Source organism: Sphingomonas koreensis, assembly GCF_002797435.1.
Lineage (GTDB): Bacteria > Pseudomonadota > Alphaproteobacteria > Sphingomonadales > Sphingomonadaceae > Sphingomonas > Sphingomonas koreensis.
Map to the genome: position 1 here is coordinate 308,744 of NZ_PGEN01000001.1, position 18,540 is coordinate 327,283.

The 18,540-nt window shown below is 66.4% G+C and carries 15 protein-coding genes; 7 read left to right on the forward strand and 8 right to left on the reverse strand.

The window, feature by feature from the left end:
• Window positions 1-144: 144 nt before the first annotated feature.
• Both BDW16_RS01615 and BDW16_RS01620 read left to right on the forward strand, forming a co-directional pair.
• Window positions 145-885: a GNAT family N-acetyltransferase gene (locus tag BDW16_RS01615; RefSeq protein WP_125958816.1), complete on the forward strand. Its 741-nt coding sequence runs from the start codon at window positions 145-147 to the stop codon at window positions 883-885.
• Window positions 878-2,755, forward strand: a complete 1,878-nt coding sequence (locus BDW16_RS01620) for a magnesium transporter CorA family protein (protein ID WP_066575548.1) — start codon at window positions 878-880, stop codon at window positions 2,753-2,755. The genes BDW16_RS01615 and BDW16_RS01620 overlap by 8 nt, the downstream gene beginning before the upstream one ends.
• On the opposite strand, the gene BDW16_RS01625 is transcribed toward BDW16_RS01620, so the two are convergent.
• From BDW16_RS01625 to BDW16_RS01640, 4 genes are read right to left on the reverse strand one after another with little or no spacing between them, the layout of a single operon-like run.
• Window positions 2,752-3,639 (reverse strand): histone deacetylase family protein, encoded by an 888-nt coding sequence (locus BDW16_RS01625; RefSeq protein WP_066575754.1) that lies wholly within the window; start codon window positions 3,637-3,639, stop codon window positions 2,752-2,754. The genes BDW16_RS01620 and BDW16_RS01625 overlap by 4 nt on opposite strands.
• A 19-nt stretch (window positions 3,640-3,658) precedes the next feature.
• On the reverse strand, window positions 3,659-5,527 hold the full coding sequence (locus BDW16_RS01630) for an ABC-F family ATP-binding cassette domain-containing protein (RefSeq protein ID WP_066575555.1): 1,869 nt from the start codon (window positions 5,525-5,527) through the stop codon (window positions 3,659-3,661).
• 28 nt (window positions 5,528-5,555) lie between these two features.
• Window positions 5,556-6,725: a carboxynorspermidine decarboxylase gene (locus BDW16_RS01635; protein ID WP_066575756.1), complete on the reverse strand. Its 1,170-nt coding sequence runs from the start codon at window positions 6,723-6,725 to the stop codon at window positions 5,556-5,558.
• Window positions 6,726-6,762: 37 nt separating this feature from the next.
• Window positions 6,763-7,968, reverse strand: a complete 1,206-nt coding sequence (locus BDW16_RS01640) for a saccharopine dehydrogenase family protein (protein WP_100362681.1) — start codon at window positions 7,966-7,968, stop codon at window positions 6,763-6,765.
• 98 nt (window positions 7,969-8,066) lie between these two features.
• On the opposite strand from BDW16_RS01640, the gene BDW16_RS01645 reads away from it, so the two are divergent.
• The 5 genes from BDW16_RS01645 to BDW16_RS01665 all read left to right on the forward strand — a co-directional run bounded on the left by BDW16_RS01645 (window position 8,067) and on the right by BDW16_RS01665 (window position 12,161).
• Complete coding sequence (locus BDW16_RS01645) at window positions 8,067-9,059, forward strand: alpha/beta hydrolase (protein ID WP_066575565.1); 993 nt, start codon at window positions 8,067-8,069, stop codon at window positions 9,057-9,059.
• A 49-nt stretch (window positions 9,060-9,108) separates the two neighbouring features.
• On the forward strand, window positions 9,109-10,179 hold the full coding sequence (locus tag BDW16_RS01650; RefSeq protein ID WP_066575759.1) for a PA0069 family radical SAM protein: 1,071 nt from the start codon (window positions 9,109-9,111) through the stop codon (window positions 10,177-10,179).
• A 228-nt stretch (window positions 10,180-10,407) separates the two neighbouring features.
• Complete coding sequence (locus BDW16_RS01655; protein ID WP_066575567.1) at window positions 10,408-10,761, forward strand: hypothetical protein; 354 nt, start codon at window positions 10,408-10,410, stop codon at window positions 10,759-10,761.
• A gap of 296 nt (window positions 10,762-11,057) precedes the next feature.
• Window positions 11,058-11,513 (forward strand): helix-turn-helix transcriptional regulator, encoded by a 456-nt coding sequence (locus tag BDW16_RS01660; RefSeq protein WP_241230495.1) that lies wholly within the window; start codon window positions 11,058-11,060, stop codon window positions 11,511-11,513.
• Between the two features lie 105 nt (window positions 11,514-11,618).
• On the forward strand, window positions 11,619-12,161 hold the full coding sequence (locus tag BDW16_RS01665; RefSeq protein WP_066575571.1) for a DUF4199 domain-containing protein: 543 nt from the start codon (window positions 11,619-11,621) through the stop codon (window positions 12,159-12,161).
• Between the two features lie 21 nt (window positions 12,162-12,182).
• Here BDW16_RS01665 and BDW16_RS01670 read toward each other — a convergent pair whose 3' ends face one another.
• The 4 genes from BDW16_RS01670 to BDW16_RS01685 form a co-directional block, all read right to left on the reverse strand.
• A complete protein-coding gene (locus tag BDW16_RS01670) occupies window positions 12,183-13,802 on the reverse strand; it encodes a long-chain fatty acid--CoA ligase (protein ID WP_066575764.1) in 1,620 nt (539 codons plus the stop codon).
• An 84-nt stretch (window positions 13,803-13,886) separates the two neighbouring features.
• Window positions 13,887-17,369 carry a DNA polymerase III subunit alpha gene (gene dnaE, locus BDW16_RS01675; RefSeq protein ID WP_066575574.1) on the reverse strand — a complete coding sequence of 1,161 codons (3,483 nt, stop codon included), beginning with the start codon at window positions 17,367-17,369 and terminating at the stop codon, window positions 13,887-13,889.
• A gap of 81 nt (window positions 17,370-17,450) precedes the next feature.
• Window positions 17,451-17,930 carry a glutathione peroxidase gene (locus BDW16_RS01680; protein ID WP_066575576.1) on the reverse strand — a complete coding sequence of 160 codons (480 nt, stop codon included), beginning with the start codon at window positions 17,928-17,930 and terminating at the stop codon, window positions 17,451-17,453.
• Window positions 17,931-17,944: 14 nt separating this feature from the next.
• Window positions 17,945-18,517: a DUF937 domain-containing protein gene (locus tag BDW16_RS01685; protein ID WP_066575578.1), complete on the reverse strand. Its 573-nt coding sequence runs from the start codon at window positions 18,515-18,517 to the stop codon at window positions 17,945-17,947.
• Between the last annotated feature and the right edge of the window lie 23 nt (window positions 18,518-18,540).

An 18,540-nucleotide genomic window follows, 5' to 3' on the forward strand; every position in this document is an offset into this window, starting at 1 on the left:
CCTGCAATGTCTATCCACCCTCTACGCCTCGGGGTGGTCATCACAGAAGGTAGAATGATGGGAGGCGGTTGCAACCGCTTCTTTTGCGGGCATCTAGGCGGCGTCCCGAACCGGTGCTAACCGCTATAGCGAAGGGGGCCGGTCTTGGCTGATCGTTTGGACGGACCAGCATTGCAGGCGGTGCGCCTTTCGGCGATCGACTCCGCATCGCGCGACGCGCTGCTCCGCCGCTACGAGATCCAGGTCTACGGCCCCGCCTTCCCCGACGCTGAGATTCGCGAGGACCCCGCCTATTGGCGCGGCCTGCTCGATGCCGATCCCTATCCGCCCCCGCCCCAACCCCTGATCGAGGTTCTGTTGCTCGTCGATCCCGCGGGCGATGTTGCCGGCGGCGTGACGATCGAGCTCTATCGCGAGGCGAACGCCGGTCTGCTCACCTATATCTCGGTCGATGCCACGCGCCGTGGCCAGGGGCTCGGCAAGCGCCTGATCGCCGAAGCGCGTGCGGCACTCAACCGGATGGGTTCGCCCGCAACGCCGATGTTCGCGGAAACCGAACGGCTTGAGGACGCGCGAGACGAGGCCGAGCGTGCCGCAACCGTTCTGCGCCAGCGCCAGCTCGCCGGCATGGGCGCACGCTGGGTCGAGTTCGACTATGTCATGCCGCCCCTGCGGACCGATACGCTGCCGCACCGCCTCCACCTGATGCTGTTCGGCGGTCCGGACCGGGTGCCCGCCGCGACCATTCTCGCGCTGCTCGATGAACTGGCGCGCGCGCTCGGTACGCGCCTCGACGCGTTCCAGGATACGAGCGCGATGGCGTCATGGCTTGCCTCTGCAGACATGCTCCCGGTCAAACCGCTGCCCGAAGGCGGGCGTGGCTGAGGCCCGGCCGCCCGATCGTCTCTTTTTCGAGGCCCCGGCCTTCCGGGATCTCGACGCCGCCGCCTTCACCTTCGCATTCGAGCTCAGCTATCACGACGGGTCCGGCCAGCCGATCGAACGCAGCGCCTTCCGTCTGCGCGAGATCAGCGACGCGATGAGCCGCAGCCGCGGGGGCGAGGGTCGGGAGCGGGAGGCGTTCGCGACGCTGGTTCAGCCGATCCGCTCCTTCCTCGACGATGTCACCATGGGCCCCGCGGGCACCAACGGGCGCCCTGCATTGTTCGCCGCATCCGGCGCGCGGCCCAATGCCCGGAGCCGAAGCGTATGGCTTTGCCGTCCGGAAACCTGGCAGTACGAGTATGAGAATGAAGTGAGCGAACTGGCGGTCGAACCCGCGCAGCGCTTTCATCACTTCCGGCTCCGCGACAGTTTCGCCGCGTTCGAGAGCGGGCGGATCTTCTATCTGCTCACCCTGACCCAGCAGGCCCCCGGCGATGAGGCCACGCGGAAGGGAGAAAGCGAGCAAGCCGACCCAGACATGGCATGCGATACGCAGCACGCGCCGATCGACGAGTACACGGTCCTCCAGCTCCAGCAGCTCGCGCTGGACCCGGACGAGTATGCAGACGACGCCACCTATCTGGCCTTCTGCCGGGACAGGGAATGCCCGGTGGATACGACCGGCTTCCTCTCGCTCATTCAGCTGGCCGAGCAGCGGTTGCAGGAGCTCGAAGCGAACAACGCTGCCCGTCCCAACGGCATTGCCGATGTGATGCGCGCGCGTGACATGATTGCCGACGACTGCCGGCGCCGGCCCCTGACCGCGGATTCGCTTCAGCGCCTCGCCATCGGGATCGAAAGTGATACGCTGCTCGGCACCGCCGATCGCGTGAACCGCAAGTTCCTCCCGCCCGATCAGGCCGCCGCCAGCCGCATGGGCTGGATCGCGCAGGGCAAGGAGATCGAAGATGTAAAGGGCCGGTGGGAAGCAACATTCGGCAACGCGCCATCAACTGGCGGACGCCGCGCGCACGACAATCCCGACAATTCGTTCGATCGCGATTTTCTGGTGTTCGCCGGCCTTGCGCAGGGCATCCCCGATTTCCCCTATCAGGATGAATCGGAGGTCCATGATTCGACCCGCCCGGCCTTCATGTCGGTGGAATCCGCGATCTACACCCATCCCCGCTTCGTCCTGGAAGTCGCAAAAAGCTGGCGCTCGTTCAACACCGCCCGCCCTGCAATCGGCACCTGCCCGTATCTGCTGCTGATGTTCGTCGTCTCGCTGCATGACGAGCTGGTGGTTGCCGAAATGGAGCGCGTGATCGACGATCTGATCTATCGCCCCGGCGCACATGGCGCTCAGCGCACGCGTTCCTACCCGATGTCGGACGTGCGCAGCATCCTGATCCATGCGAAGGCAATGTTCGGCGAGCAGGAGGCGATCCTGCAGGCCAATCTCCACCAGCGGCTCGAGCTGTTCCGGTGGAGCAGCGTACATCGCTCGGGCAACATCTTCCGCTACCCCAAGGAACGCGGCGCGCTCGAAGCGATCCAGAAGGCGATGGCGACCGGAACGCGCTTCGACCGCGCGCACAATACGATCGATCGCATGGAATCGTTGGTCGAGGACGTGGCGAACCTCAAATCGGCCTATGCTTCGCGCCGGACCAACGGCTTGCTGCTCGTGCTCGCGATCGTCGGTGTGATCGGCATTCCAAAGAGCGTGAAGGAGTTTCTCGAAACCCTGGGCGTGACCGGGATTCACAAAGGCTGGTTCACCGCCACCTCGGTACTGCTGCTCGGCGCGCTATTGTGGTGGTTCCTGTCGCATTGGCGTCGCGGCAGACGGGCCACACGCAGCCGCTAGCCGCCGCCCAGCGCGAGGATCGACGCAACGTGCCGCGCGGAAACCTCCATCGCATCGACGCCATACCCGCCGCCCAGCGCGCTCGCGAGCGGTACCCCGCGCGCCCGCGCCAGCGATGCGACCCATTTGTCGCGAACCACCAGCCCTTCGCGGCTCAATTTGAGCCGTCCGAGCCGGTCGCCCTCCCATGGATCGACGCCGGCCTGATAGAGGATCAGCGTCGGCGCGAAATCCTCGACCAGAGCCGGAAGGCTCGTCGTGAGCGCATCCATATAGGCGACGTCATCGGTACCGTCGGGCAACCCGACATCCAGCGTCGAGCGCGCTTTGCGCACCGGGAAATTCTTCTCCGCATGGATCGAATAGGTCGCCACGTCACCCCGCCCCGCCATCAGTGCCGCGGTGCCGTCGCCCTGATGCACGTCGCAATCGACGATCAGCACGCGCTCGCCCTCTTCCGCCAGCCGGTTGGCGGCAATGGCGAGATCGTTGAACACGCAATAGCCCGCGCCGGTATCGTGCAGCGCGTGGTGGCTCCCGCCTGCGGTGTTCGCTGCGAAGCCGTGCCGCTGTGCCAGCTTCGCCGCCAGATAGGTGCCGCCGGGCACCGCGAGCGCACGCAGCGCCACCGCCTCGGTCACCGGAAAGCCGATCCGCCGCTCCTTCTCGCGCGGAACGCGGGTCTCGATCACCTCGGCGACATAGTCGGGATCATGCACCGCCTCGATCCATGCACGCGGCATCGGCTCCGGCTCGTGCCAATCGAGGCTGGCGCTGCTGTCGCGCAGCAGATCACGGACCAAGCCATTCTTGTTCCACTGATACTGGCTGCGCGCGGGCGCGGGCGCGACGTAGAGCGGGTGGTGGACGACCGGGATCGGCACGCCATTCACCCTCGGGCGCTCACGCCGCCAATGCCTCCAGCGCCTCGCTCGCCTCCACCCAGGCGGCTTCGGCGGCCTCGATCGCCTTGGCCACGGCGCCGCGCTGCTTCATCAGCTCGGTCATGGTCAGCTTGGCGAGGTCGGGTGCGGCACTGACGGGATCGAACATCGCACGGTCGATGGCGCTGAGCTTCTCGCCGAGCCTGGCCATCTCGGCCTCCGCCGCCTTGGCCGACTTGCGCAAGGCGTTGCCCTTTTCTCGCGCCTCGGCGGCCTCGCGGCGGGCATCCTTGCGGTTGCCGCCCTTGCCCGCACCCTCGGCCTTGGGCTCCTTGGCGAGCACGAAGGCGATATAGTCATCGAGATTGCCGTCGAAGGGCTTGGCGGTTCCCTGATCGACCAGCACGAGGCGGTCGGCAGTCATCTCGATCATATGGCGGTCGTGGCTGACGATCACCACCGCGCCGGTATAGGCGGTCAGCGCCTGGATCAGCGCTTCGCGCGAATCGACGTCGAGGTGGTTGGTCGGCTCGTCGAGGATCAGCATGTGCGGCGCGTCGCGGGTGATCAGCGCGAGCGCAAGGCGCGCGCGCTCGCCGCCCGAGAGCTTGCCGACCTTGGTCATCGCCTTGTCGCCGGCAAAGCCGAAGCGGCCGAGCTGGGCACGGACAAAGGACGGCTTCTCGCCCTCCATCAGCCGCTGCATATGATCGAACGGCGTGTCGTCGCTGTGCAGCTCTTCCACCTGATATTGGGTGAAATAGCCGACGCGCATCTTGGCCGAGGCGGCCTTGTCGCCGTCGATCGGGGTAAGCTGGGCGGCGAGCAGCCGCGCGAGCGTGGTCTTGCCGTTGCCGTTGCGCCCGAGCAGCGCGATGCGGTCGTCCGGATCGATGCGCAGGTTCAATCGCTGAAGGATCGGCTTGCCGTCATAGCCGACGCTGGCATGGTCGAGCGTGATCAGCGGCGGGCGCAGCGGATCGGGATCGGGGAAGCCGAACGCCAGCGTGGGATCGTCGACAACCGCGGCGATCGGCTGCATGCGGGCCAGCGCCTTGGCGCGCGACTGCGCCTGTTTGGCGGTCGAGGCGCGGGCCGAGTTGCGCGCGACATAGTCCTGCAGCTTGGCGCGCTCCGCGAGCTGCTTCTCGCGCGCGGCGGCCTGCTGCGCCTGACGCTCGGCGCGCTGGCGCTCGAACGAGTCGTAGCCACCCGGGTAGAGGGTGAGCTTGCCGCGCTCCAGGTGGAGGATGTGGTCGACGACGTTGTTGAGGAAATCGCGCTCGTGGCTGACGATGACGATCGTCGCCGGATAGGACTGGAGGAAGTCCTCCAGCCACAGCACCGCTTCGAGATCGAGGTGGTTCGACGGTTCGTCGAGCAGCAGCAGGTCGGGCTGGCTGAACAGCAAGGCCGCGAGCGCGACGCGCATCCGCCAGCCGCCCGAGAAGCTGTCGAGCGGGCGGTGCTGCGCCTCCTCGTCGAAGCCGAGGCCGACCAGGATGCGCGAGGCACGCGAAGGGGCGGAATAGGCGTCGATCGCGCCAAGCCGCTCATGGATCTCGCCGAGCCGGTCAGGGTCTTCGAGACCTTCAGCCTCGGCCATCAGCGCGGCACGCTCGGTATCGGCGGCGAGCACGGTCTCGAACGGCGTGGTCTTTCCGGCCGGCGCCTCCTGCGCGACATAGCCGATGCGGGCGCCGCGCGGCATGTCGGCGCTGCCCTCGTCCGGGTCGATCTGGCCGGCGATCACCTTGACCAGGGTCGACTTGCCCGCGCCGTTGCGCCCGATCAGCCCGATGCGGCCGCGCGGCGGGAGTGCGGCACTGGCGCGGTCGATGATGACGCGGCCGCCAAGGCGGACGGTGATGGCGGAAAGGTTCAGCATGGCGGGGCGCCTAGCACCCCTGCCCACATCAGGACAACCGGCCCTCGAAGTCTTCGTAGCCGAACGACTTCACGATGCGCAGCTCGTCGCTGCGGCTGTTCCAAAGCGCGATGGTGGGCAAAGGCACGCCATTGAAGGTCGTGGTCTTGACCATCGAATAGTGCGCCTGATCGAGGAACGCGAAGCGCTGGCCGGGCACCGGACGCTCAGCGAAGCGGAAATCGCCGAGGATGTCGCCGGCGAGGCACGACGGGCCGCCGAGGCGCACCAGCACATCGCCGCCCTCGCCCAGCATCGCCGGGCGGTAGGGCGCCTCGATCACGTCGGGCATGTGGCAGGTGGCGGAGATATCGACGACGCCGATCGGCATCCCGTTGTCGAAAATGTCGACGAACTCGCCGACAAGGATGCCGGTATCGAGCGCGATCGCCTCGCCCGGCTCGAGGATCACTTCGAGGCCCGTTTCGGCACGGACTTCCTTGAGGAATTCGACCAGGTCATCGCGCTGATAGTCGGCGCGGGTGATGTGATGCCCGCCGCCGAAATTGAGCCATTTGAGCTGGCCGAGATACGGCGCGATCCGCGGCCGCAGCGCTTCCCAGGTGCGGCGCAGCGGCGGGAAATCCTGCTCGCAGAGCGAATGGACATGGATGCCGTCGACGCCCTCGAAATGCTCGGGACGCAGCTGGTCGGCGGGGAAGCCGAGGCGGCTGTGCGGCTGGGCGGGGTCGTATTTCTGGACCTCGCCCTCCGAATGCATCGGGTTGAGCCGCAGGCCGACGTCGAAGGTATCCCCGCGCGCACGGGCGGCGGCGAGCTCGCCCTTCATCGCAGCGTGCTGGCTCGGGGTATTGAAGATGACGTGGTCGGAAATCCGGCACACCTGCGCCATGTCCGCCGCCTTGTAGCCCGAGCAATAGGTCGCGATCTCGCCATGATAGTGATCTGCGGCGAGCCTGGCTTCGTGAAGGCCCGACGTCGCGACGCCATCGAGATACTTGCCGACGAGATCGCCGAGCGACCACATCGAGAAGGCCTTGAGCGCGAGCAGGATCTTCACCCCCGCGCGATCGCGAACATCGGCGATCGTCTGGAGGTTGCGCTCGACCGCCGCCGCATCGACGACGAAGCAGGGCGACGGCACGCGCGACAGGTCGAACCGGGCGAAAGCGCCCGGATCACCGGCCTTGGTCGACATGACCGGCGGGGCTGCGCGCGTGTCCGTGCTCATTCGATCAGAACTTCAGCGGCTCGGGGAGCTCGTGCACCTGCCAGGGCAGCCCGTGCTTGTTCAGCATGTCCATGAACGGATCGGGATCGAACTGCTCCATGTTGAACACGCCTTCGCCGCGCCAGACGCCGTTCAGCATCAGCGCCGCGCCGATCATCGCCGGCACGCCGGTGGTGTAGCTCACCGCCTGGTTGCCGGTCTCCTCGAACGCGTCTTCGTGATCGCAGACGTTATAGACGTAGAAGGTCTTTTCCTCGCCGTCCTTGGTGCCGGTCGCGATGTCGCCGATGTTGGTCTTGCCCTTGGTCGTCGTGCCGAGCGTCGAGGGCTCGGGCAGCACGGCCTTGAGGAACTGGAGCGGAACGATCTCGCGCCCCTCGAACAGGATCGGCTCGATCGAGGTCATGCCGACATTCTGCAGCACCCGCAGGTGCGTCAGATACTGTTCGCCGAAGGTCATCCAGAAGCGCGCGCGCTCGATCTCGGGGATGAACTTGACCAGGCTCTCCAGCTCCTCATGGTACATGAGGTACATGTTCTTGGCGCCGACCTGATCGAATTCGAACACCTGGCGCGACGACAGCGCCGGGGTTTCGACCCAGTCGCCATTCTCCCAGTGCCGCGCGGGCGCGGTGATCTCGCGGATGTTGATCTCTGGGTTGAAGTTGGTCGCGAAATGCTGGCCGTGATCGCCGCCGTTGCAGTCGAGGATGTCGAGCGTGCGGATCGTGTCGAGCAGGTGCTTCTTGATGTACATCGCGAAGACCGAGGTCACGCCCGGGTCGAAGCCCGAGCCGAGCAGCGCCATCAGGCCGGCGTCCTTGAAGCGGTCCTGATAGTCCCACTGCCAGCCATAATGGAACCGCGCCTCGTCGCGCGGTTCGTAGTTCGCGGTATCGAGATAGTCGGTGCCGGTGTTGAGGCACGCGTCCATCAGGTTGAGGTCCTGATAGGGCAGCGCCAGATTGACCAGCAGATTGGGCTTCACCGCCTCGATCAGCTTGCTCGTCGCTGCGACGTCGTCGGCATCGACCTCGGCCGTGTCGATGGTGACGCCGAAACGCGCCTTCACCGATTCGGCGATCGCGTCGCACTTGAACTTGCGGCGGCTGGCGAGCGTGATCTTCCCGAACAGATCCGGGTTCTTCGCCATCTTGTGCACCGCGACCGACGAAACGCCGCCTGCGCCGATTACGAGAACGTCCTTCACGCCTTGTCCTTTCAAAAAAGTCTCCCGGGGGATTGGCGCCCCCATATTTGAGCAACGCCCCGGATGCAAAGGCCGATCCTGTTAGCTATCAAGGTGACATGCAAAAGACGATCGACCGCAGGACGTTCATTGGAGGCGCCGCGGCGCTCGGACTTGCCGGTGCCGGACAGGCCCGCGCGCAATCCACGCAGAAGATATTCGCCCCTGCCCCGCCCTGGCCACCGCGCGAGCATTTCATGCTGTGGCCCGGCCTGCCGCCCGGCACCCCGCCAGGCGTCGCGCGCTCGAACGTGCCCGTCCCGCTCCCGCTCGGCACGCCGCAGCGCTGGGAGAAAGGCATTCGCTATCCCTATGTCGGCGTGTTCCGCCCCGTCCGCCCGGACGGACGCGCGGTGCTGGTCATGCCCGGCGGAGGCTATGTCTTCGTCAGCCTGATCAATGAAGGGGTGAACGTCGCACGCGAACTCAACCCGCTCGGCATCACCGTCTTCGTCCTCGCCTATCGCCTGCCCGGCGAAGGCTGGCTCAACCGCACCGACGTGCCGCTGCAGGATGCGCAGCGTGCGATGCGGCTGATCCGCTCGCGCGCCGCGGAATTCCGGATCGATCCAGCCAAGCTCGGCATTTGCGGCTTTTCGGCTGGCGGGCATCTCGGCGGCACGCTGACCGTGGGACATGACGACCCGGTCTATCGCCCGGTCGACGGCGCAGACCGGCTCTCCGCGCGGCCCGCCTTTTCCGGACTGATCTACCCGGTCACCCAGTTCTCGAGCGCCGGCCCCAACAGCCGCTCGGGCCCCAATCTGCTCGGCCCGAATCCGCAGCCGGGCGCCGCGGCTCGGTTCGACGTGCTGGCCCGCGCCGGCGCCGGGATGCCGCCCCTGTTCCTGTGTCATGCGATGGACGACGGCACTGTCCCCTATTCGCAGAGCGTCGCGCTGATGGAAGCGGCCCGCCGGCACAAGGTACCGGTCGAGACGCATCTGCTCGAACGCGGCGGCCATGGCTTCGGCGCGGCAAGCCTGCCACGCGCCAATTCCGGATCGCGCTGGCTGGAATGGTTCGCGACCTGGACAGCGACACACGTCTAGCACCGCCTTTGTTCTTGAAATGTTCCGTCCGACGGCCTATCGTCGGTGGATGGCCAAGACCCGCCCCGTGCGCGGGGCCACGCATAATCGCGAGAGCGCCCGCTTCAACCTGCCCGCGCGGGAGGCCGATGGCGACTGGCTCGACGCGCGCGAGGGGATTGACGGCGAGCTTCCGCCGCTGCGGACCACCGTTACGGTCGAAAGGGCCAAGAGCGTCCTGACGCGCAACCAGTCACCCGACATCGCGTTCGACCGCTCGGTGAACCCGTATCGCGGCTGCGAGCATGGCTGCATCTATTGCTTCGCGCGGCCCACTCACGCCTATCTCGACCTGTCGCCGGGGCTGGATTTCGAGACGAAGCTGTTCGCCAAGCCCGATGCCCCCGCCCTGCTCCGCGCGGCGCTGGCCAAGCGCGGCTACGTCTGCCAGCCGATCGCATTCGGGACCAACACCGACCCCTATCAGCCGATCGAGGCCGAGTGGCGAGTCACGCGCGGCTGTATCGAGGTACTGGCCGAGTGCGGCCACCCGATCACCATCACCACCAAATCCGACCGGGTGACGCGCGATATCGACCTGCTCGCCCCGATGGCGGAGCGCGGGCTGGCGGCGGTGATGGTCTCGGTCACCTCGCTCGACCCCAGGATCGCGCGCACGGTCGAGCCGCGTGCGCCGCATCCCGAGCGGCGGCTGGCGGCGGTGGCGAAGCTGCGCGAAGCGGGCGTCCCGACCTATGTCTCGCTGTCGCCGGTGATCCCGCAGATCACCGATCACGAGATCGAGCATATCATGGAGCGCGCGGCGGAGGCCGGGGCGATGGGCTGCTTCTACCTGCCCGTGCGGCTGCCGCATGAGGTTGCGCCGCTGTTCCGCGCCTGGCTCGACACCCATTTCCCGGATCGCGCGGGCAAGGTGATGGCGACGATCCAGTCGATCCGCGGCGGCCGCGACAACGATCCCGATTTTCACAGCCGGTTCCGCGGTCAGGGTCCTTGGGCCGATCTGTTGCGCACCCGCTTCAGGATCGCGGCCCGGCGCTTCGGGCTCGACAAGGCGTATATCCCGCTGCGCCGCGACCTGTTCCGCCCGCCGCCCGGTCCGCAGGGCGAGTTGTTCTAGGCTATAGTCTCGCAAAGGCAGGCTTGCAGGAAGCACCCCAGGGCGGGGTTGGCATAGCCCCTCATCCCGGCCTTGCGCCGGAATCCACGGTGCCGCGAAGGGTGATCGAAACTCTCGCTCCCCGCTCCGCTCTCGGTGGATCCCGGCACAGGGCCGGGATGACGGAGAAGCCGGATGACCGCTATCGCCCCCATTGCGGACGCTCAGTCAGCGTGAGAGCATTACATAATGCACGTCAAAATATTCGAACGCGGGATTCTCGTCGGCAGCGCCACGTTAAAGAATCTGGACCCGCCGATGGGCGTAGCATTTGGCCCTTTCTTACCGACCCCTGATTATGCGCGCGATGCACATGCAAACGTGGTTGAGGGCCAATATGTAGGCGATAGGGGCCTCGTATTAGTTGCTATCGCCGATCAGCGCGGCGCTCTGGATGCATCGATAGCAATTGAGGATTGGGCTGATGTCGAGTTTGGCGCGCAGTTGACGCTGTTTTTCAGGGACGGGGAGAATTTTGCCGCCCTGTTCGCGCAACACCCAGACTACATGGCGTATTTTACTTCCTGCGCGAACGGCAGCTAACCACCCCAGTAACCGCCGCTTGCAATGTTGGATTTCATTTGCTTGCGTCGTTTTGCCGCCCGCGGCCGCTCTTTGATCGCGTCGATCCGCCTGGTTCAATGAGGGCCCCGAACCTCAGCGCACAAAGGCGACGAAGTTGACAGGATGAATCGCGTTTCCCGTAACTTCGTCAACTTCGCGACAGCTTCCGTGCGCCGACGATTTCCGGAATCCGCCCGGATCCCGGCGCTCCACCCGCGGCGGCACCAGCCGTCTATCGGCCCACGACCCGGTTGCGCGCAGCGACGGCCCGCGCGATGATCCGGTCCATGCAGGCGATGCGCTTTCCCCGATCCGGCTGGTGGTGGCAGGTGCTGCTCTATGGCGCCCTGCTCGCGACGGGCACCGCGATGCTGCAATGGCTCGACTATCGCTGGCTGGTGCGGGCGCATTCGACTGAGCTGTATCTGCTGGTGGTGGCGGGCACATTCCTTGCGATCGGGCTGGTGATCGGGGCGCGGGTGATGGGTCGCGCGGCCCCACCCCGCCCGGCGGGCAACCCGGCGGCCCAGGCATCGCTGGGGATCAGCGAGCGGGAGATGACCGTGCTGCGCGAGCTTGCCGCCGGGCACGCCAACAAGCAGATCGCGCGCAACCTCGATATCTCGCCCAACACGGTGAAGACGCATGTCGCGCGGCTGTTCGAGAAACTGGGCGCGCGGCGCCGCACCGACGCGCTCGCGCGGGCCCGCGAGCTTGGCCTGCTGCCCTGAGGTCCCTTTGGGCGAAACCGCCCAAATCACCCCTTTGGGCGATTGCCGTGCGTCGTCCGGCGACCGACCGTCGGGGCATCGAACGCCTGCACAAGGGGATATGATATGCGGCGCCTGATCCTGACCTATGGCCTCATCGCCGGCGTGGTGGTGAGCATCCAGCTCTTCCTGATCGTCACCCTGTTCGGCGACAATCCGCCGACCGGGCCGCTGGGCATGGCGCTCGGCTATCTCACCATGCTGATCGCGCTGAGCGCCGTGTTCGTCGCGATCAAGCGGCGGCGCGACCATGATCTGGGCGGGGCGATCCGCTTCTGGCCCGCCTTTGGGCTGGGGGTCGCGATCTCCGTGGTCGCGGGGATCCTGTACGTCCTGACCTGGGAAGCGCTGCTGCTGATCCACGGCCCCGGCTATGTCGAGACGATGATGGCGGCTGAGATCGAGCGCCAGCGTGCCGCCGGCGTGAGTGCGGCGGAGCTGGCGGCATTGCAGACATGGATGGCGGAGTTCCGCGTTAGCTACGCCAACCCGCTGATCCGCCTGCCGATCACCTTCAGCGAGATCTTCCCGGTCGGGCTGCTCGTCTCGCTGGTCTCCGCCGCGCTGCTGCGCAACCCGCGCTTCATGCCGCTGCGGCGCGAAACCTAAGGCGAGCTTCCGGTTCGCGGCTCACGCCGCCGCGAACTGGAACCCCTTATACTGGTCGCGGATCGCGGTCTTGAGCAGCTTGCCGGTCGCGGTGTGGGGCAGCGCCTCGACGAAGTGGATCTCGTCGGGGAGCCACCATTTGGCGACATGCTTGGCGAGGTGCTGCTGGATCTGGTCGGCGGTGACCTCGCTCCCCGGCTTGCGGATCACCAGCAGCAGCGGGCGCTCGTCCCATTTGGGGTGATGGATGCCGATCGCCGCGGCTTCAGCCACGCCGGGGCAGCCGACCGCGGCATTCTCCAGCTCGACCGAGCTGATCCACTCGCCCCCCGACTTGATCACGTCCTTGGCGCGATCGGTGATCTGCATGATGCCGTCGGGATGCAGCACGGCGACGTCGCCAGTGTCGAACCAGCCGTCCGCGGTGAGGCACGGGCCGCTCTCATCCTTGAAATATTGCTTGATGATCCACGGACCGCGAACCTGGAGCCGACCCGAACTCTCCCCGTCGCGCGGCAGAAGGTTGCCGGCATCGTCGACCGTGCGCAGCTCGACGCCGAAGGGCGCGCGGCCCTGACAGACCATCTTGTCGACCTTGGCCTCGAAGCTCAGGTCGTCCCAGTCGGCGCTGGGCGAGCCCATTGTGCCGATCGGCGAGGTTTCGGTCATGCCCCAGGCATGGTTGACGCGCGCGCCCATCTTCATGATCCGCTCGATCATCGCGCGCGGCGCGGCCGAACCGCCGATCGTGACGACCTTGAGGTAAGCGGGCACGTCACCGGTCTCGTCCATATGCTGGAACATCGCGAACCACACGGTCGGCACGCCTGCGGTGTGCGTGACCTTCTCGCGGTTCATCAGCTCGCACAGCACCTTGCCCTCGTTGATCGCGGACATGACGAGCTTCACGCCGACCATCGGCGCGGCGAACGGCATTCCCCAGCCGACGGCGTGGAACATCGGCACGACGGGCAGGACGACCGACTGAGTCGAAAGGTCGAACACCGCCGGCTGGATCTCCGCCATGGCGTGGATCACCGACGAGCGGTGGGTGTAGAGCACGCCCTTGGGGTTCCCCGTGGTGCCGCTGGTATAGCAGAGCATGCACGGCTCGCGCTCGTCGCCCTCGACCCAGGCGTAGTTGCCGTCCTCGGCGCCGATCACCGCCTCGAAGCTGTCGGGGCCGTCGGCGCCTGCCCCGGCCTCCGAGCCGGGGTCGAAGACGATGTAGTGCTCGATCGTCTTCCACTGCGGCTTCATCTTGTCGACGATCGGCTGGAACATCCGATCGTACATCAGCACGCGATCCTCGGCATGGTTGCCGATAAAGGCGAGCTGGTCCTCGAACAGGCGCGGGTTGATGGTGTGGATGACGCCGCCCATGCCGATCGTGCCGTGCCAGGCGACGAGATGGCGGCTGTGGTTCATCGCCATCGTCGCGACGCGATCGCCCTTCTTGATCCCCATGCGTTCAAGGGCTTGCGCCAGCTTGCGCGAGTCGCGCGCGATCCCGGCCCAGTTGGTCCGCGTCTCACTGCCGTCGAACCAGCGGCTGACGATCTCGCGATCGCCATATTCGCGCTCCGCATGATCGATCAGCCGCGGTACCCGAAGCTCGAAATCCTGCATCGCGCCCAGCATCACACTCTCCTTATCCGCACGGGTTTCCGTGTCCGTAAACACATCCTGCGGATTTGAACGGATGGATGCAAGAGGGCGTGCGGCTTAACTCGCCAAAGCCAGCCTCGGCAGGTCGGTGGGCTTGAGCTCACAGGCAGCGACGCCGGGCAGGCCCTCGATCCGAGCGGCGAGCTCCCCGTCGATGCGGAAGTTGCGGCCGAGCACCAGCTCGGCCTCGCCGCCGCTGGGCAGGGGGGCATCGAGCACCACCTCGCACCGACCGCCGCGCGCATCGGCGAGCTGGAGGGCGATGGCGGCAAGCGCGGTCGGTTCAGTCACGGTCAGGCGCAGGGTCAGACGCACGTCCTTCGCCATTCCCTCGAACGGCTGAACCTTGCGCACCGTGACGCGGGCCGAATCCTCGCCCGCGCGGCGATCGAGCTCAAGCGTCAGGATGCCGCAGCCGCCAATCCGCGCCGCGTCCTCCATCTCCTTCGCCGTGAAGTCGTCGAAGCAGGTGCAGGGCACGGTGCCGCTGGCGTCGGAGAGTGTCGCCATCAGATAGCGCTTGCCGCGCGCCGAGGTCCGCCATCGCGCGTCCTCGATCAGCGCGGCGATGGTCGCGCCGGCGCGGCCGCCCTCGGCGATGTCGATGTCGTTGAGGCTGACGATGGTCCGCGCCGAATGGAGCCGGGCAAGATGCTGGTAGCGGTCGAGCGGATGCGCGGAGAAGAAGAAGCCGAAGGAATCCTTCTCGGCCTCGATCTTCTGGCCCAGCGTCCAGCGCGCGCTCTTGGGCAGCTGGATTGCGGAGCCGACCGGCTCGGCCTCGCCGAACAGGCCGCCCTGCCCGCTCTCGCGGTTGGCGTGAGTGCGTTGGGCGACGGCGAGGATCGTCTCGGCGGCGGCATAGACGCCGGGCCGGTCGGGCGCGATGCTGTCGAAGCCTCCTGCCCCCGCCAGCGCCTCGACCTGACGCTTGTTGAGCAGGCGCGGATCGACGCGGCGGGCGAAATCGTCAAGGCTCTGGAAGCGGCCTTTGGCGTGGCGCTCCTCGACCAGCAGTTCCATCGCCTTTTCGCCGACGCCCTTGAGGCCGGCGAGCGCATAGCGGACCGCGAACCCGTCATCGACCGCCTCGACCGAGAATTCGGCTTCGCTGGCATTGATGTCGGGCGGCAGGCAAGCGACGCCGAGCCGCTTCATGTCCTCGACGAAGATCGCCAGCTTCTCGGTCTGGCCAAGTTCGAAGCACATCGAGGCGGCGTAGAATTCGTGCGGATAGTGCGCCTTGAGCCAGGCGGTGTGGTAGGCGAGCAGCGCATAGGCCGCGGCGTGCGACTTGTTGAAACCGTAGCCGGCGAACTTGTCGATCAAGTCGAACAGCTCGTTCGCCTTGCCCTCGGCGATATTGTTCACCTTGGCGCAGCCTTCGACGAACAGCGCACGCTGTGCGTCCATCTCGGCCTTGATCTTCTTGCCCATCGCGCGGCGCAGCAGGTCGGCGCCGCCGAGCGAATAGCCGGCCAGGATCTGCGCGGCCTGCATCACCTGTTCCTGATAGACGAAGATGCCGTAGGTTTCCTTGAGGATCCCTTCGAGCGCAGGGTGCGGATACTCGATCGGCTCAAGCCCCTGCTTGCGCCGCCCGAACATCGGGATGTTGTCCATCGGGCCCGGGCGGTAGAGCGAGACGAGCGCAATGATGTCGCCGAAATTGGTCGGACGAACCGCGGTCAGCGTGCGCCGCATGCCTTCCGATTCCAGCTGGAACACGCCGACCGTGTCGCCGCGCTGGAGCAGTTCGTAGACCGCCGGATCGTCCCAGCCGAGGGCGGCGAGATCGATCTGGATGTTGCGCGCGGCGAGCAGCTCGACACCCTTTTGCAGCACCGACAGCGTCTTGAGGCCGAGAAAGTCGAACTTCACCAGCCCCGCGCCCTCGACATATTTCATGTCGAACTGGGTGACGGGCATGTCCGATCGCGGATCGCGGTAGAGCGGGACCAGCTCGGCCAGCGGACGATCGCCGATCACCACGCCGGCGGCATGGGTCGAGCTGTGGCGCGGCAGCCCTTCGAGCTGCATGGCGAGATCGATAAGGTGCCTGACCCCCTCGTCGCCGTCATATTCGGCCTTGAACTCGCTCACGCCGTTGAGCGAGCGCGGCAGCGTCCACGGATCGGTCGGATGGTTGGGGACGAGCTTGGCGAGCCGGTCGACCTGACCATAGCTCATCTGGAGCACGCGCCCGGTGTCCTTGAGCACCGCGCGCGCCTTCATCGTTCCGAAGGTGATGATCTGCGCGACCTGGTTGCGGCCGTACTTCGCCTGCACATAGCGGATCACCTCGCCGCGGCGGGTTTCGCAGAAGTCGATGTCGAAGTCGGGCATCGACACGCGTTCGGGGTTGAGGAAGCGTTCGAACAGCAGGCCGAGTTCGAGCGGGTCCAGATCGGTGATGGTGAGCGCCCAGGCGACGACCGAACCCGCGCCCGAGCCGCGGCCCGGCCCGACCGGGATGCCGTTCTGCTTGGCCCATTTGATGAAGTCCGCGACGATCAGGAAATAGCCGGGGAAGCCCATCTGGATGATGATGTCGGTCTCGAACGCAAGCCGCGCGAAATACTCCTCGCGTTTCGCCGGATCGGTGATGCCCGCCTTCTCCAGCCGCGCTTCGAGGCCTGCGCGCGCGTCGTCGCGCAGCTGCGCAGCCTCGCCCTCGAGATCGCCGGCAAGGCTGGGGAGGATCGGCTTGCGCTTGGGCGCCGCATAGGCACAGCGCTGCGCGACGACGAGCGTGTTGTCGATCGCCTCGGGCAGATCGTCGAACAGCCGCTTCATCTCGGTCGCGGGCTTCATCCATGCGTCGGGCGAGGAGCGGGCACGCTCGTCGCTGGCGACATAGGCGGAACCGGCGATGCACAGCATCGCATCATGCGCCTGATGGAAATCGGGCTCGGCATAGCAGGCCGGGTTGGTCGCGACGATCGGGATGCCGCGATCATAGGCGAGGTCGAGCAGCTTCGGCTCCGCCCTGCCCTCGACCTCGTCAAGTCGGCGGATGATCTCGATATAGAGGCGATCGCCGAACAGCGCCTGAAGCCGGTCGGCATAGGCGAAGGCCGCGCTGTCCTGCTCCTCGGCGAACAGACGGGCGAGCGCCCCCTCCTTGCCCGCGGTCAGCGCGATCACGCCGTCGGTACGGCCCTCGAGATCGGAGAAGAGGACATGCGCATCCTTCTCGATCGGACGTTCGAGATGTGCGCGGGAAACGAGATCGCAGAGATTTTCGTAGCCGCGCTGATCCTGCGCGTAGAGTGCCAGCCAGTCGAGCGGAGGGGTGATACCCTCGGGCACATCCGGCCGCTCGACACAAAGCAGGGTGCCGACGATCGGCTGGACGCCCGCTTTCTTGGCGGCATCGCCATAGGACATCGCCGCGTAGAGGCCGTTGCGATCGCAGAGGGCGGCCGCCGGAAATCCCAGTTCGCGCGCGCGCCCGGCAATCGCCTTGGGCTCGATCGCGCCCTCCAGCATCGTGTAGGCGGAAAAGATGCGGAGGGGGACGAAGCCGGAATGGGGCATGGAACGGTTATAAATGGGGGTGCCGAGGGGTCAAAGGAAGCGCCGGGGTTTTCCACAGCTTAATCCGCCCCGGCGCGGGTACTACAGCAGCTTCTCGATATCCGCCGCAATATCTTCCGGCTTGGTCTGCGGGGCGTAACGATCGACGACATTGCCGCTGCGATCGATCAGGAACTTGGTGAAATTCCACTTGATCCCCTCGGTCCCGAGCAGGCCCGGCGCGGCTTTCTTGAGATGGCGGTACAGCGGCGCCGCGTCCGGGCCGTTGACGTCGATCTTGCCGAACACCGGAAAGGTCACGTCGTAGGTCAGCGAGCAGAAACTCGCGATCTCCGCCGCGTCCCCCGGCTCCTGCGCGCCGAACTGGTTGCACGGAAAGCCAAGCACCTCGAACCCGCGATCGGCATAGCGGCGGTGCAGCGCCTCGAGCCCCTCATATTGCGGGGTGAAACCGCATTTGGACGCAACGTTGACGATCAGCAGCACCTTGCCGGCATAGTCCGACAGATCGATCTGCGTCCCTTCCGGCGTTGTGACCGGAATGTCGGTGATTGCGGTCATGGCGGCCTCCCCTGTCAGCTGCGCAGCTTGCCGGCCATGCCGATGATGTCGTCGAGCGGGTTGCCGTCACCGTTGAGGTCGATGAGTTTGCCGAGCCCGCCAAGACCGCCGGACGCAGCGGGCGCACCGCCGCCGCCGAGCATCCCCCCGATCAGGCCACCGAGCCCGCCACCTTCACCCTCTTGGCCACCCTGCTTTGCGAGGTAGCCGGCAACGAGCATCGCCAGGATCGGCAGCATCTTCTTGAGCAGTCCGGAATCGAGACCGCTCTGCTCCGCGGCATGGCCCGCGACGGTCCGGCTGACATCCTTGGACCCGAAAATCTGGCCGAGCACATCGTTCCCTCGATCGACCGGCGTCGGCTGCGAACCCAGCACCGCGTCGAGCAGCCCGCCGCCGCCCAGCTGGCCGAGCAATCCGCCCAATCCCTCGATCCCGCCCCCGGTCTGCGCCTGCTTCTTGAATCCCCCAAGGATCGCGGGAAGCAATGCGTCGGCGCCTGCCTTCGCAGTTTCAGGCGAAACGCCCAGATCGCGGGCCATCGAGTCGATGCCGCCCGCCTGTGCGAGGATGTCGGTCAGATTCATTGCCTTCTCCCGAGCCTGCGACA

Excerpts from the sequence above, each read along its gene's own strand:
- BDW16_RS01680 (WP_066575576.1), bottom strand. The coding sequence starts at position 17,930 with ATGACCGCAATCACCGACATTCCGGTCACAACGCCGGAAGGGACGCAG.
- BDW16_RS01670 (WP_066575764.1), bottom strand. The coding sequence starts at position 13,802 with ATGCTGGGCGCGATGCAGGATTTCGAGCTTCGGGTACCGCGGCTGATC.
- BDW16_RS01685 (WP_066575578.1), bottom strand. The coding sequence starts at position 18,517 with ATGAATCTGACCGACATCCTCGCACAGGCGGGCGGCATCGACTCGATG.
- BDW16_RS01630 (WP_066575555.1), bottom strand. The coding sequence starts at position 5,527 with ATGCTGAACCTTTCCGCCATCACCGTCCGCCTTGGCGGCCGCGTCATC.
- BDW16_RS01650 (WP_066575759.1), top strand. The coding sequence starts at position 9,109 with ATGGCCAAGACCCGCCCCGTGCGCGGGGCCACGCATAATCGCGAGAGC.
- BDW16_RS01645 (WP_066575565.1), top strand. The coding sequence starts at position 8,067 with ATGCAAAAGACGATCGACCGCAGGACGTTCATTGGAGGCGCCGCGGCG.
- dnaE (WP_066575574.1), bottom strand. The coding sequence starts at position 17,369 with ATGCCCCATTCCGGCTTCGTCCCCCTCCGCATCTTTTCCGCCTACACG.
- BDW16_RS01655 (WP_066575567.1), top strand. The coding sequence starts at position 10,408 with ATGCACGTCAAAATATTCGAACGCGGGATTCTCGTCGGCAGCGCCACG.
- BDW16_RS01660 (WP_241230495.1), top strand. The coding sequence starts at position 11,058 with ATGATCCGGTCCATGCAGGCGATGCGCTTTCCCCGATCCGGCTGGTGG.
- BDW16_RS01635 (WP_066575756.1), bottom strand. The coding sequence starts at position 6,725 with ATGTCGACCAAGGCCGGTGATCCGGGCGCTTTCGCCCGGTTCGACCTG.
- BDW16_RS01665 (WP_066575571.1), top strand. The coding sequence starts at position 11,619 with ATGCGGCGCCTGATCCTGACCTATGGCCTCATCGCCGGCGTGGTGGTG.